13 protein-coding genes, 1 tRNA gene and 1 other RNA gene are annotated in these 15,583 nt (G+C 43.9%); 11 read left to right on the forward strand and 4 right to left on the reverse strand.

Annotated features, from left to right (window positions below):
• Nucleotides 1–4 precede the first annotated feature (4 nt).
• Nucleotides 5–2,467, reverse strand: coding sequence for a YgiQ family radical SAM protein (locus tag CXF60_RS07950; RefSeq protein WP_102091513.1), 2,463 nt, complete (start codon nucleotides 2,465–2,467; stop codon nucleotides 5–7).
• Nucleotides 2,468–3,086: 619 nt separating this feature from the next.
• Here CXF60_RS07950 and CXF60_RS07960 point away from each other — a divergent pair.
• Together CXF60_RS07960 and CXF60_RS07965 are read left to right on the forward strand one after the other, a co-directional pair.
• Complete coding sequence (locus tag CXF60_RS07960; RefSeq protein WP_102091546.1) at nucleotides 3,087–4,397, forward strand: ammonium transporter; 1,311 nt, start codon at nucleotides 3,087–3,089, stop codon at nucleotides 4,395–4,397.
• Nucleotides 4,398–4,407: 10 nt separating this feature from the next.
• Complete coding sequence (locus tag CXF60_RS07965) at nucleotides 4,408–5,049, forward strand: hypothetical protein (RefSeq protein WP_102091515.1); 642 nt, start codon at nucleotides 4,408–4,410, stop codon at nucleotides 5,047–5,049.
• Nucleotides 5,050–5,201: 152 nt separating this feature from the next.
• Here the strand turns inward: CXF60_RS07965 and CXF60_RS07970 are convergent, their stop codons facing one another.
• Both CXF60_RS07970 and CXF60_RS07975 read right to left on the reverse strand, forming a co-directional pair.
• Nucleotides 5,202–5,951: a YidX family protein gene (locus CXF60_RS07970; RefSeq protein WP_102091516.1), complete on the reverse strand. Its 750-nt coding sequence runs from the start codon at nucleotides 5,949–5,951 to the stop codon at nucleotides 5,202–5,204.
• Between the two features lie 161 nt (nucleotides 5,952–6,112).
• Complete coding sequence (locus CXF60_RS07975) at nucleotides 6,113–6,580, reverse strand: Lrp/AsnC family transcriptional regulator (protein ID WP_102091517.1); 468 nt, start codon at nucleotides 6,578–6,580, stop codon at nucleotides 6,113–6,115.
• A 242-nt stretch (nucleotides 6,581–6,822) separates the two neighbouring features.
• Between CXF60_RS07975 and rarD the strand changes: the two genes are divergently transcribed.
• Complete coding sequence (gene rarD / locus CXF60_RS07980) at nucleotides 6,823–7,845, forward strand: EamA family transporter RarD (protein ID WP_228707073.1); 1,023 nt, start codon at nucleotides 6,823–6,825, stop codon at nucleotides 7,843–7,845.
• Nucleotides 7,846–7,983: 138 nt separating this feature from the next.
• Here the strand turns inward: rarD and smpB are convergent, their stop codons facing one another.
• Nucleotides 7,984–8,460 carry an SsrA-binding protein SmpB gene (gene smpB / locus CXF60_RS07985; protein WP_057758370.1) on the reverse strand — a complete coding sequence of 159 codons (477 nt, stop codon included), beginning with the start codon at nucleotides 8,458–8,460 and terminating at the stop codon, nucleotides 7,984–7,986.
• 251 nt (nucleotides 8,461–8,711) lie between these two features.
• Here smpB and coaD point away from each other — a divergent pair, with 251 nt between their 5' ends.
• The 8 genes from coaD (at nucleotide 8,712) to lepB (ending at nucleotide 15,528) form a co-directional block, all read left to right on the forward strand.
• Nucleotides 8,712–9,230, forward strand: coding sequence for a pantetheine-phosphate adenylyltransferase (coaD, locus tag CXF60_RS07990; RefSeq protein WP_102078894.1), 519 nt, complete (start codon nucleotides 8,712–8,714; stop codon nucleotides 9,228–9,230).
• A gap of 95 nt (nucleotides 9,231–9,325) precedes the next feature.
• Nucleotides 9,326–9,574: a YfhL family 4Fe-4S dicluster ferredoxin gene (locus tag CXF60_RS07995; protein WP_021814308.1), complete on the forward strand. Its 249-nt coding sequence runs from the start codon at nucleotides 9,326–9,328 to the stop codon at nucleotides 9,572–9,574.
• 55 nt (nucleotides 9,575–9,629) lie between these two features.
• The gene (bioA, locus tag CXF60_RS08000; RefSeq protein WP_228707074.1) at nucleotides 9,630–10,970 is read left to right on the forward strand and encodes an adenosylmethionine--8-amino-7-oxononanoate transaminase; all 1,341 of its coding nucleotides are present in this window, start codon (nucleotides 9,630–9,632) and stop codon (nucleotides 10,968–10,970) included.
• Nucleotides 10,967–11,686 carry a dethiobiotin synthase gene (gene bioD / locus CXF60_RS08005; protein ID WP_102091518.1) on the forward strand — a complete coding sequence of 240 codons (720 nt, stop codon included), beginning with the start codon at nucleotides 10,967–10,969 and terminating at the stop codon, nucleotides 11,684–11,686. The genes bioA and bioD overlap by 4 nt, the downstream gene beginning before the upstream one ends.
• Nucleotides 11,687–11,780: 94 nt before the next feature.
• Nucleotides 11,781–12,146: RNase P RNA component class A (rnpB, locus tag CXF60_RS08010), an RNA gene on the forward strand.
• 121 nt (nucleotides 12,147–12,267) lie between these two features.
• Nucleotides 12,268–12,344 (forward strand) — tRNA-Met (locus CXF60_RS08015).
• A 379-nt stretch (nucleotides 12,345–12,723) separates the two neighbouring features.
• Nucleotides 12,724–14,523: a translation elongation factor 4 gene (gene lepA / locus CXF60_RS08020; RefSeq protein WP_101204270.1), complete on the forward strand. Its 1,800-nt coding sequence runs from the start codon at nucleotides 12,724–12,726 to the stop codon at nucleotides 14,521–14,523.
• Between the two features lie 102 nt (nucleotides 14,524–14,625).
• Entirely contained in the window at nucleotides 14,626–15,528 is a 903-nt protein-coding gene (gene lepB / locus CXF60_RS08025) for a signal peptidase I (protein WP_102091519.1), read from the forward strand.
• Nucleotides 15,529–15,583 lie beyond the last annotated feature (55 nt).

A 15,583-nucleotide genomic window follows, 5' to 3' on the forward strand; every position in this document is an offset into this window, starting at 1 on the left:
GACACTACTTGGTTTTACGTGGTGGCAGACCAGTATGCTGAGTCTGGAAATTGCCTTTGCTAACTTTCTTCTTACCCGCCATGCCTTTGCCTGCTGCGCCTTTAGCTGACGCACTGCTGTTTGACGAGCCATTACTACGCTTCACTGAATCATTGCCAACACGGCTATTCTTTTTGCGCGCTGATTGGTAAGTATCTTGCGCGGCATCACGCCCTTCTAAACTGGCGTTAAATGGTGGAATCAAGCAACCACGGTTTTTACCAATCAAGTCACTACGACCCATGTCTTGTAGGGCTTTACGTAGTAGTACCCAGTTTTTTGGATCATGATAGCGCAAGAACGCTTTATGCAGTTTGCGCTGCTTGCCAGACTTGACGATATCCATGTCACCTTCATCACGGCTGACCTTATGTAGCGGATCTTTGTGCGTGTGGTACATGGTAGTCGCGGTCGCCATTGGGCTTGGATAAAATGCCTGTACTTGGTCAGCACGGTAGCCATTACTTTTGAGCCAAAGCGCAAGGTTCATCATATCTTCATCTTTGGTACCCGGATGGGCGGCGATGAAGTAAGGAATCAGATATTGCTCTTTGCCTGCTTCTTGGCTGAACTGTTCAAACATGGCTTTGAACTGATCATAGCTGCCCATGCCAGGTTTCATCATCTTCGATAGCACACCTTCTTCAGAGTGCTCAGGCGCAATCTTGAGGTAACCACCGACGTGATGACTGACCAATTCTTTCACATATTCAGGATCTTTTACTGCCAAGTCATAACGTAAGCCTGAAGCAATCAGGATTTTTTTCACGCCTTTGATATCACGGGCTTTGCGATATAGCTTGGTTAAGTTACTGTGATCGGTGATTAGGTTTTCGCAGACGTCAGGATAGACACAAGACGGCTTACGACAGTTCTTCTCAATTGTCTCGTCTTTACAGCTGAGGCGATACATATTGGCAGTAGGGCCACCAAGGTCAGATATCACGCCAGTAAAGTTCGGTGCGGTATCACGAATCGCTTCTACTTCGCGCAAGATTGAATCTTCTGAACGGCTCTGGATAATGCGGCCTTCATGCTCAGTGATCGAGCAGAAAGTACAACCACCAAAACAGCCACGCATGATATTGACCGAAAACTTAATCATGTCATAAGCAGGGATACGCGCATCGCCATAGCTTGGATGCGGCAGGCGTGCGTACGGCAAGTCAAACACATAATCCATCTCTTCTGTCGAGAGTGGAATCGGTGGTGGGTTGAGCCAAACATCAATAGAGGTATGCGAGTTACCAGCACCGCTACTATGACGCTGCACGAGCGCACGGGCGTTACCCGGATTGGTCTCTAGATGTAAGATACGACTTGCATGAGCATAAAGCACAGGGTCAGATTTGACATGCTCGTAATCAGGCAGACGAATGACAGTTTTTTCACGTGGTGGCATTTTTAGCTTATGCTTACGTGCGGTCATTGGCTTATCAAAGCCGCGCATTTGTACCACTTGCGTCTCTTCATCGACTTGTTCAGCGTTGATAACTTTATTAGCAACTGGTTCTGCGACAAAGCCTTTATACTGTGACGACATTGATGAAATGGACGACGGCATGGCTTGCCCAACAGGCGAGTCAGATGGCTTATCTTGCTCAATTGAACAGCTATCAACGTCTTCGGTCATCACATAAGGGTTGATGATTGGATCGACACGGCCAACGGTATCGACATCATTACTGGCGACTTCTGTCATGTCCGATTGCCAATGACGGCGAGTCGGTGTCAATAAATAAGCCGTACCACGCAGTTTACTCATCTGCTCAAAGCTATAGCCTTTAGACAGACCATGTACCACATCGACGATCGCACGCTCAGCATTACCATATAATAAGACATCAGCACGCGCATCCAGCAGGATACTACGGCGGACTTTGTCTGACCAATAATCATAATGAGCGATACGGCGTAGACTGCCTTCAATGCCGCCTAAGATAATAGGCACATCAGGATAGGCTTCACGGCAGCGCTGGCTATAGACGATAGCTGCGCGGTCAGGGCGCTTATTAGCCACGTTGCCAGGAGAGTAGGCATCATCACTACGGATTTTACGATCGGCGGTATAGCGGTTGATCATACTATCCATATTGCCAGCGGTCACGCCGTACGCATAGACAGGTTTGCCAAGCTCCATAAAGGCGTCTTTGCTCTTCCAATCAGGCTGCGCGATAATACCGACGCGAAAGCCTTGTGACTCAAGCAAGCGACCGATAATCGCCATACCAAAGCTTGGGTGATCGACATAGGCATCGCCTGAGATGATGATAACGTCACAAGCATCCCAGCCCAGATCGTCCATTTCTTTGCGGCTCATCGGCAGATAAGGCGCTGGCTCGTAGCAGCTCGCCCAGTGTTTGTCATAATCATAAAGTGGCTTGGTGCCTTGCTTAAAGGCAGTGCGGGCGATGGTATCGGCAGACATGGGCGGACCTGTTAATTAGAAAATGGCACTAAAAATACAACCTTTATTCATCATTGATGATAAAGGCTGATTTAAAAGGGCTCATTTTAACATGAATCACCTTCACTATGCGACCTATTCTATGAGTGGTGATTGCCGATAAGTTATTGATAGCGCGAGATAAACTGCTTATGCAAAGTGAGCTGCTAGCATAGTAAGATAATAGCAAAAATAGCTTAGCTATAACTGTTACGTTATTAGTTTCATCACTAATTTTATAAAGGTTATTATCAACTCTATAGAATTTCCTTTTAACAATCATTCTTTATCCTATTTCAACTTTTAGCCACGTCCACGCAAGCATAATTATCAAAATACCGACTTAGCTGATACTGGTCATTTGTTTTCTTATATTTATGACTTTCTTTAACTTCTCATAGTAGGTTTGGCACAGGTTTTGCTCCACCCTTATTAGGGCTTATTTGTGTGCATTAATGAGTAAAAATAGTGCACCGATAAAATTTGAACGGCTAGATAAGTGTTTGGAGATAAAATGAGAACATCATCTGTTGGACTGGACACGATAAAGACATTATTAAAACTATTACAACCATTAAAACTATCGCTAAGCAATAGGCTGATGCTAAGTACATTATCGTTTGCAATGATGGGTAGCGCCCAAGCTGCGGAGGCCGAGACATTGACCGTGGCACAGTTGCTCGAATATCAAAATATCGCTTGGATTATCTGGGGCGGGGTATTGGTGTTCTTTATGCAGGCAGGTTTTGCTCTACTTGAGAGTGGATCAGTACGAGCGAAAAATGCGGTAAACGTGATGATGAAAAACTATACTGATATGTGTATCGGCGGTCTAGCATTCTATTTGGTCGGTTTCGGGCTGATGATGGGTACTAATCACTCCGGATTCGTCGGTACGGATCACTTTATGCCAGTCGCGTTGTCCAATATGGACTGGGCACTGATGTTCTTTCAGATGATGTTTGCAGCGACAGCGGTGACCATTGCTAGTGGTGCAATGGCAGAGCGCGTCTCCTTTATTGGTTATGCGGTGGCCGCCTGTTTGATTTGCTTGTTTATCTATCCTGTGTTTGCTAGCTGGGTATGGGGCGGTTATTTCGGCGGTACTGGTTGGCTAGCTGAGCTTGGTTTTATTGATTTTGCTGGGTCTACTGTCGTGCATTCTATCGGTGGTTGGTTGGCCTTGGCAGGTATCTTGGTCATTGGCCCAAGATTAGGTCGCTTTGCCCCTGATGGCACACCAAGACTCATCGCAGGGCATAACATGACGTTGCTGGCGTTAGGCGGATTTATCCTATGGTTTGGTTGGTTCGGCTTCAATGCTGGATCGACGTTATCTATCACCGGCAATATTGGTTTAATCGCAGTCAATACTTTTGTCGCAGCAGTCAGTGCGGTGGTGAGCTATATGCTTATCTCCCGATCGCTCAACAAAGCCATTTTGCTGAGCGATAGTGTCAATGCCAGTTTGATTGGTCTGGTATCGATTACTGCAGGCTGTGCGACCACAACACCTGTCTTCGCTATCGTTATTGGCGGGGTTGCTTCCGTAGTATATATCTTATCGTCGCAAGCGCTATTAAAATTTAAGGTAGACGATGTGGTTTCGGCAGTGGCAGTACATGGCTTTGGCGGGGCATGGGGTACGCTCGCTGCAGGATTGTTTTATACAGGAGATTTGTTTAACTTATCGCGTCTTGGTGTACAAGCGCTGGGTGTCAGCGTGGCGTTAGGCTGGGGACTGGGATTGGGGCTAGTGATGTATAAGCTGATTGATCTAAGCTTCGGGTTAAAAGCAAGCCGCTTACATGAGCAGCGAGGCCTTGATTATACCGAGCATGCAGAGCTTGGTTACCCTGAGTTCCAGAAGCAAATGTTTGATTCCAAGAGTTTAACTGAGCGGCATTTATAGGAGAGAGCTGATGAACATTGATACTCAATCCGTAGACCAAGCTGTGACTGCAATGGCAGAAGTGCTTGCCGAATATTTGCATCCTGAAGAGGTGCGACTGCTTAAATCGCAGTGGCAGCGATACTCAACGGTCTCTGTGAAAATGATGCAGCAGTGCGTCTTGGATGCGACAAGGCGCTATCCTGAGCTGCAAGCTTATAAGTCTGATATTAGAAAAGGCTTCTGGGCTACCTTGCAAGCGGACAGTCAGCAAACAGTCGAGGCTGACAGTCACAATAGCCATAATGGTCATAATAAAGCAATCAAAGTGCCAGTTCCTGTCTCTGAGTTGGTTTTGGCGTTTTATAACGTTATAGAAGCGCTGCGCAGTCAGCTATCAGAAATAGAAAGTCGCAACTTATTTCTGACCATGCACCAAACTGTTTCGCAAGAACGCACCTTCAAAGGGCATAGTCTTAACATCAGTCAGTTTTTAGAAGGCAATCGCCCGTCCGTACCTGATAACGAGCACCTGTTAAATAATTTGATGCAGTTGGCTTATGTATGTTTATGCGATGTTGCAGGCCCTGTCGAAGCAGATGAGATGATGTTTCGAGCGGCAGAGAAGGCGAAACAAAATTACCCGAAAACATTGGTCGAAAAGTTATTCTAAGATATTAAGCAGGCACGTTACGGTTGGGTACGAAATACCTTTCGATAACGTGCCTTATTATAAAGGGGCTCTTATAACGTAGCTTTCATTATGTAGCTTTCATGGCGTGCCTTGATACTAGACGATGAACTGTCTGATAGTATGTTAGCTATCTAATCTAATAACTGAAGCGGGAAAGTTATTACGTCAAAGGCGAGGGCGAAGGGTAGCAGGACTAGCTTCTGTGCGCCATTTGGACCGCTACGAGTGACGACATCCTGCTGAGTCTGTGTATAAAAACTCACCGTATATGGTTTGGTCAATGCGCGATAGTTTGACTGAATTAACCCTAAGTTACTAACTTGCGGATAGATAGCGCCTTTGACAGGAACGCTAAAACAAAAGCGCTGAGCATTGATACGTTGATCACTCGCTGAGGTGCACTCTTTACCATTATTTTGCAAAAAGAACTGATAGTCTGAGCGTCCAAATTCATCTTTTAATTTGGCATAAGACAGTTTCATCTCACCTTGGAAGTACCCATCATTATTGGGTACATGAAAGCTCATGTCGTTATCCACTTGAATATTTTTTTGCGTGAGGTTACTCAGTAAGTTCACCATTTCTGTCCCACCTTGGGTGAGGACGTAGCTGTTTTTTTCTCCTACGATAACCATTGACGCGTTTGGCATTTTTGGTAACGCCTGCGCAGGACGACCAAAAGCAACAATTTGATCTTCAGACAGTATTTGCTTCGTTGTGTTTGTAGTGATATGTCCGCTATTTTCTAATAGTGAGCTGGTCGCACAGCCTGAGCTGGCTAGTACCGCAGCAAACAAAGCACCTGCTATTACCATTTTTGGATTTGATCGTTTGAGTAACGCTTGCGTGTTCTTGTTAGCAGCGTTTGTGTTGTTAGTCATGGTTGGGCTTCCTTGTCTAAAAAATAGGCTTATGAATCAGCTATTAGAATTTAATTTCCATCGAACGTTTAACGGTATCGTACAGGGTTCAGAGGCAACTTAGCTACTTATCATCCATTGCCATATGATCTGTAAATTTAGCTGAGACTGTTAAATTATAATTAATCTAGGGTGATTTTAGTTCCACTCTTAGTAAAGTTCATCACAAACTGGCTTTTGAAGTTGCGCACATTATTTTCGTAAGTCAGTAAGCTGCGGGTGAACTGATGATAGTCACTCATGTTTTTTGCATTGACCATCAACATAAAATCAAAATCGCCCGATACTTCATAGCAGCTCATGATTCGTGATTGCGCATCCATCAGGCGCTCAAACCGATGCTGCATTGAGGTATTAGAGCGCTCCATTTCTATCATTACCACTGCTGTCAGACCGTAGCCCACTTTGTCAGGATTGACGATGGCTACTTGTTTGGTAATCACGTCATTATCTATTAGCGCTTGTATACGCCGCTGCGCCGTCGCAATGGATACATGCACTCGCTCTGCAACAGTTTTAAGCGGTAATGTCGCATCATCTTGCAGCAAGTTCAAAATAGCTTTATCAATATTATCTAAAGTATGGCTCATATCAGAACATCCTTAATAGCAGAGTTTTCTATCGATTTTTATAAATATTATCACTAAAAATACTAATATAAGAAAATAATGATTTATATGATACCTATTTGAGATATTTATTCATCAATGAACTTATATAGAGATAATATATCAAATTACCCTAGTAAAATAGACCATACAAATCAGAGCTGCTTTAAAAAAAGAGCTAACAATTGGTTGTTTATCATCTATTAATAGCTACGGTGCCTATCATGTCTATCTCAATGCTCTCCAATGTATTCGCTAATACGCTAGCAATGACTGTTGCACGTTTGCCACTACCTGCGATTTGGACGACAGGTAGCGCACAACAACGCACTCTGATACTAGGAGTGTCTTTTGCCATATTATCCAATGTGCTATTTGGCGTACTCTATGCCTATAGCAGTTTTTTGTCGCCATTATCAGGGACACAAGTTTTTATCTGGCGCATGCTCGCGATGTGGGCAGCGTTGGTCGGATACCTGATGGTAAGTGGACGTCTAGGATTGCACATCGATAAATTGAAAGTGCTAAGAGGTGCTAAGCAGTGGGCTTGGCTGCTATTACCTACACCAATATTCCTCAGTCAGTTTTGGTTATTTATGTGGGCGCCAGTGAATGGCCAAGGTGTGCAAACCGCGATGGGGTACTTCTTATTCCCATTAATGATGGTGGTGTTTGGTTGTGTCCTCTTTGGCGAAAAACTAAGCCGTTTGCAATGGTGGGCAGTGGCCTTTGCTGCATTGGGCGTGGGTAGTGAAGTTATCCGTACGCAAAGTGTCTCTTGGGCGACGCTATGGGTATGCGGTACGTATCCCGTTTACTACATTTTACGCCGACTGCAGGGAATCGGCGCAGTGACTGGGTTGTTGGTTGATTTAACGATATTTGCGCCCTTTGCGCTAGCTTACTTGTTCTTTTTTGCCCCAAGTAGTTTGACGCTAGTTAGCGGCTCTGGTTTCTTTATCATGATGCTAGTAGGTTTGGGTGTGCTCAGTGTCTTGGCGATGAAGACCAATATTGATGCTAGTCAAATGCTACCAGTCAACGTCTATGGCATGATGAGCTATCTAGAGCCTGCGTTGCTATTTATCTTGGCAGTGACCGTACTAGGTAACCCATTTGAGTCAGCGATGATCTATAGCTATGGTCTGATTTGGTTAGGTATTGCATGTCTGATTGCTCATGGTGTTAAGCAATTGCGTCAGGCTAGTAGAAAGACAGCAGCATCTCTAGAAGAGCAAATGGCATAGTAGAGTGGATTGCTAAATGCTTGTATGAGTTGTTATTGGTAGCTAAAGCTGGACGGTAATATTTATAGATATCGTAGACAAAAAAAGGACGGCTCAATATTTACTGAACCGTCCTTTTTGACATAGATTAAATAACGCTTAATCTAAATGCTGTTTGAAACCGCGCTGCTTATCACGTTCCCAGTCACGATCTTTTAGCGTTTTACGCTTGTCATGCTGCTTTTTACCCAAGGCTAGGCCAATTTGGCATTTCACCAATGAGTTTTTCCAATAGCAAGACAATGGCACACAAGCATAACCTTTCTGGTTGATTGCCCCAGATAATTTTTCGATCTCACGACGGTTTAGCAGCAGTTTACGGGTACGAATACTGTCTGGACTAACGTGCGTTGAGCTCGATAGCAATGGCTGAATGTGCGCACCAAACAAGAAAGCTTCGTTATTGCGGAATATGACGTACGCTTCAGTAATCGTCATTTTTCCTGCGCGAATGGCTTTTACTTCCCAACCTTGTAATGCCAGTCCTGCCTCAAAGGTTTCTTCGATAAAATACTCATGACGCGCCTTTTTATTGGCGCAAATCTGATTATCTGGCTTTTTTGATTTTTTTGACATAATTTCTCCATAAGGATGACCTAAAACGCAGGCTCCTTATTTAATCAGTCCCACTAATTCCTCATCTTAATCCAATAACTGGTCTTGTTTTTTATTTCGATTATGAGATGGATGAGTCGAACTACCTATTGTATCAAAGCCTCTGATGAAAAGGTAAATCAGCTGTTAGGACAAATGTAGCAGATAAGTATTAAGTTTGAGCAAAATTTGCTAGCATATGGCCTAATATCACCGATTATATCAGTCATGCTATGAGCCATTCTATTTCTCCTAATTCCTCAAAGCTACATACCAAAATTCTATACCCTGGTACCTTTGATCCTATTACCAACGGTCATGTGGATTTGGTTACACGCGCCGTCAAGCTATTTGATGAGGTCGTTATTGCGGTTGCCTCAGGCCATCACAAAAAACCCTTGTTCAATTTTGAAGAACGCGTTGCTTTGGTCGAAACCGTATTTGCAGACTTACCGCAAGTATCTGTCATTGGTTTTGAAGGGCTGCTTGTTGATTTTATGCGTGAAAAAAACGCCACGGCAGTTTTACGTGGCTTGCGAGCGATGTCAGATTTTGAGTACGAGTTTCAGCTAGCCAATATGAATCGTGAGCTTGATGAAAACTTTGAGGCAGTGTTTTTGACCCCATCTCAAAACTACTCATTTATCTCATCTACCATGATTCGCGAAATTGCCAAGCTTGGCGGTGACGTCAATAAATTCGTTCCACCCTGTGTTTTGCAAGCATTCGACAAAAAGCTAAATATCAAATAAAAGACGCTGTATCAAAGATATGCTGCTAGCACTTGCTAAAATAGTAAGGAGCAGCCATATATGACTGATATAAGTAAAAATATAAGGAACAGTTCATGGCACTATTAATCACTGATGAGTGCATCAACTGTGATGTGTGCGAGCCTGCTTGCCCTAATGAAGCCATCTCAGAAGGGGATGATATCTATGTCATCGACCCTGATCTATGTACAGAATGTGTCGGACATTTTGACGAGCCACAATGCGTTGTGATTTGTCCAGTCGATTGTATTCCTCACGATCCCAATCATGTCGAGACTGAAAGCGACCTGCTATCTAAATACAAACGTATTACGGGCCAATAGAGTATTTATAAGCGATTGATGACGTTTGGGTTTACAACGTTTTAGGGACAACACGATGACCATGGAAACAATAACCACGCAAACAACAACCACGAAATCCATCCAAGTCGTAAATGACTTCGATCAGCAACACCTTTGGCACCCTTATGCCAGCCTGCCACCCACTTATTCTAATATCGTAATTGATCGCGCTGAAGGTATTTATATCATCACCGAAGATGGCACGCGCCTGATTGATGGTATGTCGTCATGGTGGGCGAGCGTTCATGGTTATAACCATCCAAAATTGAATGACGCACTGACTAAGCAATTGGGTAAAATGGCGCATGTCATGTTTGGTGGGTTAACCCATCAGCCAGCGATAGATTTGGGTAAAAAACTGCTCGACATTGTACCTACTGGTCTCGATGCAATTTTTTATGCGGACAGTGGCAGTATTGCGGTAGAAGTAGCACTGAAAATGGCGCTGCAATATCAAGTGGCTGCCAAGCGTCCAAATAAGCAGCAGTTTGCCTCTACCCATTCAGGGTATTACGGAGACACATGGCATGCCATGAGTGTCTGTGATCCTGTCAATGGAATGCACAGTCTATATGGCAAGCAATTACCGATGCAGCATTTTGTCCCTGCGCCGCCACTTGGCTTTGATCGCGCTTTGACAGTAGATGAGCGTGAATCGTTGGCTCAGTTTTTTGTAAAGTATGGCGAGCAGCTGGCGGGGTTTATCATTGAGCCGATTATTCAGGGCGCAGGCGGGATGCGTTTTTATAGTCCTGAATACCTACAATTGCTGCGTCAACTGTGCGATGAGCATGATGTACTATTGATTGCGGATGAAATCGCCACTGGGTTTGGCCGTAGTGGTAAATTATTTGCGTGTGAACATGCTGGCATCAGCCCTGATATCATGACCATTGGCAAGGCTTTGACGGGTGGCTATATGACTTTTGCCGCCACGCTATGTACCCGCAAAATTGCCGATACTATCCATAATAGTGACTATCCGGCCCTTATGCATGGCCCAACCTTTATGGGCAACCCACTTGCTTGTGCGGTTGCGTGTGCATCGATTGATTTGATTATGTCTTATGATATTGAAGCGTGTACCGCTAATATGCAGCGCATTATGGAGCAGCAGTTAGCGCCTGCTGCGTTACTAGAGGGTGTTGCCGAGGTGCGCTGCTTAGGTGCAGTCGCTGTGATTGAGTTGCATGAAGCGGTCGATATGCCTGTATTTCAATCTTTATTGATTGATAACGGTATCTGGGTCAGACCATTTGGCAAGCTAGTATATATCATGCCACCTTACGTGATTACTGATGATGAATTGACTACCTTATGCCAATCACTGCTAAAAGTAGTGCGTACGTATCTAAAAGACCGAGGTCAATCATGAGTGTTATATTTGTTTCTGGTATCGATACCGATATCGGTAAAACTTATGCTACTGGACTACTTGCTAAAGCCCTTATGCAGCAAGGCTTAAATGTCATCACTCAAAAGTTAGTACAAACGGGCGTATCGATTAATCCAAGTAATGGTGAGATGAATATCGCTGATGATATCATTACTCATCGTCAACTAATGGACATACCTCTACAGCCATGTGACCTCGATTTTACGACTTGTGCTTATCGTTATAAGAAGCCTGCGTCACCGCATCTATCCGCAGTACTGGCCAACCAACCTCTCAATATTGAAGCGATTACTGAAGCCACTAAAGCATTACAAGCTGATTACGATGTGGTATTGCTCGAAGGAGCAGGCGGGTTGTTAGTTCCCATTACCACTGAATTATTGACCTTAGATTATGTCGCTGAGCAAGGTTATCCTATCGTCTTGGTCACCTCTGGCCGATTGGGTAGCATCAATCATACGTTGCTTAGTTTGGAGGCGATAAAATCGCGCGGCTTAATGGTATATAGTGTGATTTACAATCATATCCATGATGATGCTGAGCAAACGGATGCTGAGATTGCAAATAGTACCATCGATTTTTTGCAAGCATATTTGGCTCGCCATTACCCCAAAGCAAACTGGCTGGTCTTGGCCAAACAATCAAATGAACATTTAGATAATGCTGACATAGCGTTGCCAACAGCGTTTATCTAAGTTTTTAAGATGTTTTTAGGATAGTTACAGTCATTCTAAAAATAAGCCGAAAAGACATTCCCATACAGGCGATAGTTTTGCTATACTAGCGCGCTTGGTAGACTAGGCGATCGCCGCTGCACACTGGCAACAGATGAGTAGGGGAGGAAAGTCCGGGCTACATAGGGCAGCGTGCCAGCTAACGGCTGGGCAGAGTAATCTGACGACCAGTGCAGCAGAGAGTAGACCGCCTTTGGTATCCTAGATATCATCGGTAAGGGTGAAAGGGTGCGGTAAGAGCGCACCGCGTGGATGGCAACATTTCACGGCATGGTAAACTCCACGCGTAGCAAGACCAAATAGGCATCGGCATGGCGCGGCCCGCGTTCGATGCGGGTAGGTTGCTTGAGCGTATTAGCGATGATACGCCTAGAGGAATGATCGTCCACGACAGAACCCGGCTTATCGGTTTACCAAACCTTTTTTATTGTTTGTTATAGTAATAGTTGCAATTAATCTGAATTAAATTCATTTTTTTGCAAAAAATGCTTATTAGGGGTTGACGGCAGTCAACAGCTTGGGCATAATGTGCAGCCTAAAACGGCGATGTAGCTCAGCTGGTTAGAGCGCATGACTCATAATCGTGAGGTCAAGAGTTCAAGTCTCTTCATCGCCACCATATATAGCAGTACTAAAAAAACCAATCTATTGAGATTGGTTTTTTTTTGCTTAGAATAAATAATCTTCTCAAGGTTTTCCATCAGTTCTTGATATACTAGACATCCTCTATAAGTATTAAGTTTTTTTCATTTCATCTGCAAGTCACATCTCTTCTAACAAAATCGCCTTACTTTGCAGTGGAAAACTGCTAGAATACTCTTTTATGTCTACGCATAAGAGTTAATGTGCTTGACTATGGATTTTAGACGGTAGTATTAGCCCGATCGGCTTGTTATAACGGTTAACCTTCAAAGAGTACAAGCACGTTATCAATTGCATCTGACAATATTTATTTTTTAGTTTTATTATTCTATCACCCTTAATTTAGTAGGCGCTTTGTGACTGCATTAGCCAATATTCGTAACTTTTCAATCATTGCCCACATTGATCATGGTAAGTCGACCCTTGCCGATCGTTTTATTCAGATGTGCGGTGCCTTGCAAGATCGCGAGATGCAGGCGCAGGTACTCGACTCAATGGATATTGAGCGTGAGCGCGGTATCACTATCAAAGCACAGTCAGTAACACTGTTTTATGATCACCCAAATGGTGAGCGCTATCAGCTTAACTTTATTGATACCCCGGGTCACGTCGACTTTTCATATGAAGTGTCGCGTTCATTAGCAGCTTGTGAAGGTGCGCTATTGGTTGTTGATGCCGCTCAAGGCGTAGAAGCGCAGTCAGTAGCCAATTGCTACACAGCCGTTGATCAAGGCTTAGAAGTCATGGCGGTGCTAAATAAGATTGATTTGCCGCAAGTTGAGCCTGAGCGCGTCATTCAAGAAATTGAAGATATTATCGGTATCGATGCCGTTGATGCACCGCGAGTATCAGCTAAATCTGGTCTTGGTGTTGATAAGCTACTAGAAGCATTGGTGGAGTTTATTCCAGCACCAACTGGTGACCGTGAAGCACCACTCCAAGCACTAATTATTGACTCTTGGTTCGATAATTATTTGGGCGTGGTCTCATTGGTACGGGTGCGTGAAGGTACTATACGTAAAGGTGATAAATTATATATCAAATCGACTCAAGAGGCACATCTGGTTGGCTCGATTGGTGTCTTTACGCCTAAGCCTGTAGATACGGGTGTTTTAGAAGCAGGGGAAGTCGGATTTGTTATTGCGGGTATTAAGGATATTGCCGGAGCACCAGTAGGCGACACTATCACTCATGCTAAGACCCCTGATGTGGATCGTATCCCAGGCTTTAAACAAGTCACACCACAAGTCTATTCTGGTATGTTCCCAGTGGATTCTAGTGATTTCGAAAAATTCCGTGAAGCTTTGCAAAAACTGCAAATCAACGATGCTTCGCTGTTTTTTGAGCCAGATACGTCGGATGCGCTTGGCTTTGGTTTCCGTTGTGGCTTCTTGGGTATGCTGCATATGGAGATTATCCAAGAGCGTCTAGAGCGCGAATATGATCTGGATTTGATTACTACGGCGCCGTCAGTTATCTATGAAATTGAGAAAAAGAACGGTGATGTTATCTATGTAGATAACCCCTCACATCTACCTGAGCCAAACAACATAGAAGAATTCCGTGAGCCAATTGCCCGCTGTCAGATTTTAGTACCGCAAGAATTCTTAGGCAATGTAATGACGCTATGTATTGAGCGTCGCGGCGTTCAGGTTGATATGCGTTTTATGGGTCGACAAGTACAGCTGATATTTGATATCCCAATGGGCGAAGTTGTCATGGATTTCTTTGATCGCCTAAAGTCAGTCTCACGTGGTTTTGCATCGCTAGACTATAACTTTGAACGTTATCAAGCCGATAAATTGGTGAGAGTCGATGTACTAATCAATGGCGATAAAGTCGATGCCTTAGCGATGATCGTGCACGAAACCCAATCACGTTATCGTGGTAATGCTCTAGTTACTAAGATGAAAGAGCTGATTCCACGTCAAATGTTTGATGTTGCCATTCAAGCAGCTATCGGTAGCCAGATTATTGGTCGTAGTACGGTAAAAGCCATGCGTAAAGACGTATTAGCAAAATGCTATGGTGGCGATGTGTCACGTAAGAAAAAGCTACTGTCTAAGCAAAAAGCAGGTAAAAAACGTATGAAGCAAGTAGGTAACGTGGAAATTCCACAAGAAGCCTTCTTAGCTGTGTTGCAAGTTGATAGCTAATCATTGAGCTTAATTTAAGATAGCCATTGTAGATAACAGTCAAATGTAGTGAGTCTTATCGTAAAGGTATTAGATAAGCCGCTCGTTAATAGGCAATTTGGTATGGATTTTGATTTTAATTTAATTTTAGTGCCGTTAACTATAGTCCTAGGAATTGTTTGGCTGTTAGATAAGCTAGCGCTCAAACAGCGCAAAACTCGTGGTCGAGGTCAAGAAGGCTTACTAGTTCGCTGGGCTTATGACTTTTTTCCTGTGTTAGCAGTGGTGTTAATAGTACGCTCATTTTTAATTGAGCCATTTAATATCCCATCATCGTCTATGGTACCGACGCTATATACGGGTGACTTTATTGCTGTCAATAAGTATGCATATGGCGTGCGCCTGCCGTTAACCTATAATAAGGTGCTGGATACTGGTGAACCTGAGCATGGTGATGTGGCAGTGTTTCGCTATCCTGAGAACCCGAGCATTTATTATATTAAACGCGTTATCGGTTTGCCTGGTGACACCGTAAGCTATAGTCAAGGCACGTTATCTATCAATGATGTACCTGTTGAGACTAAGTCTGTAGATTTCGCGGCAAATGCTGAATTGACTTCACAGCTATACTTACCAGGTCAGGTTGGTCCAGGTCAAGTACTGACTGAGGAGAGTGCTTCTGCAATGGGTCAGCAAGAAGAAGATGCGGCACAATATTTTGAAGAAGTACAAGGTGACAACAAGCATCTCGTGCGCTATTTAGATGGCATGAACAGTTCACAGTACGCGCCATTTTTACAACAACAATCACCAGAGGTGGTAGAGTCAGAAGGCACTGAGTGGCGCATTGACGTGCCAGAAAATCAGTATTTTGTGATGGGTGATAACCGCGATCGCAGTGCAGACGGTAGATTTTGGGGCTTCGTTCCGGATGAAAACCTAGCAGGTAAGGCAGTTTATATTTGGATGCATAAACCTCCTGGTCTTAATCTACCAACCTTTGAACGTAATGGTACTATCAATTAAGGCAATGTGATTGCTTAGAGGTTGATTGGTTGATAATGGTTTTATGCTAATATCG

It is taken from the genome of Psychrobacter sp. 4Bb (assembly GCF_002836735.1).
Classification (GTDB): Bacteria; Pseudomonadota; Gammaproteobacteria; order Pseudomonadales; family Moraxellaceae; genus Psychrobacter.

Excerpts from the sequence above, each read along its gene's own strand:
- CXF60_RS07965 (WP_102091515.1), top strand. The coding sequence starts at position 4,408 with ATGAACATTGATACTCAATCCGTAGACCAAGCTGTGACTGCAATGGCA.
- lepB (WP_102091519.1), top strand. The coding sequence starts at position 14,626 with ATGGATTTTGATTTTAATTTAATTTTAGTGCCGTTAACTATAGTCCTA.
- rarD (WP_228707073.1), top strand. The coding sequence starts at position 6,823 with ATGTCTATCTCAATGCTCTCCAATGTATTCGCTAATACGCTAGCAATG.
- CXF60_RS07960 (WP_102091546.1), top strand. The coding sequence starts at position 3,087 with ATGCTAAGTACATTATCGTTTGCAATGATGGGTAGCGCCCAAGCTGCG.
- CXF60_RS07950 (WP_102091513.1), bottom strand. The coding sequence starts at position 2,467 with ATGTCTGCCGATACCATCGCCCGCACTGCCTTTAAGCAAGGCACCAAG.
- bioA (WP_228707074.1), top strand. The coding sequence starts at position 9,630 with ATGACCATGGAAACAATAACCACGCAAACAACAACCACGAAATCCATC.
- CXF60_RS07975 (WP_102091517.1), bottom strand. The coding sequence starts at position 6,580 with ATGAGCCATACTTTAGATAATATTGATAAAGCTATTTTGAACTTGCTG.
- coaD (WP_102078894.1), top strand. The coding sequence starts at position 8,712 with ATGAGCCATTCTATTTCTCCTAATTCCTCAAAGCTACATACCAAAATT.
- smpB (WP_057758370.1), bottom strand. The coding sequence starts at position 8,460 with ATGTCAAAAAAATCAAAAAAGCCAGATAATCAGATTTGCGCCAATAAA.
- bioD (WP_102091518.1), top strand. The coding sequence starts at position 10,967 with ATGAGTGTTATATTTGTTTCTGGTATCGATACCGATATCGGTAAAACT.
- CXF60_RS07970 (WP_102091516.1), bottom strand. The coding sequence starts at position 5,951 with ATGACTAACAACACAAACGCTGCTAACAAGAACACGCAAGCGTTACTC.
- CXF60_RS07995 (WP_021814308.1), top strand. The coding sequence starts at position 9,326 with ATGGCACTATTAATCACTGATGAGTGCATCAACTGTGATGTGTGCGAG.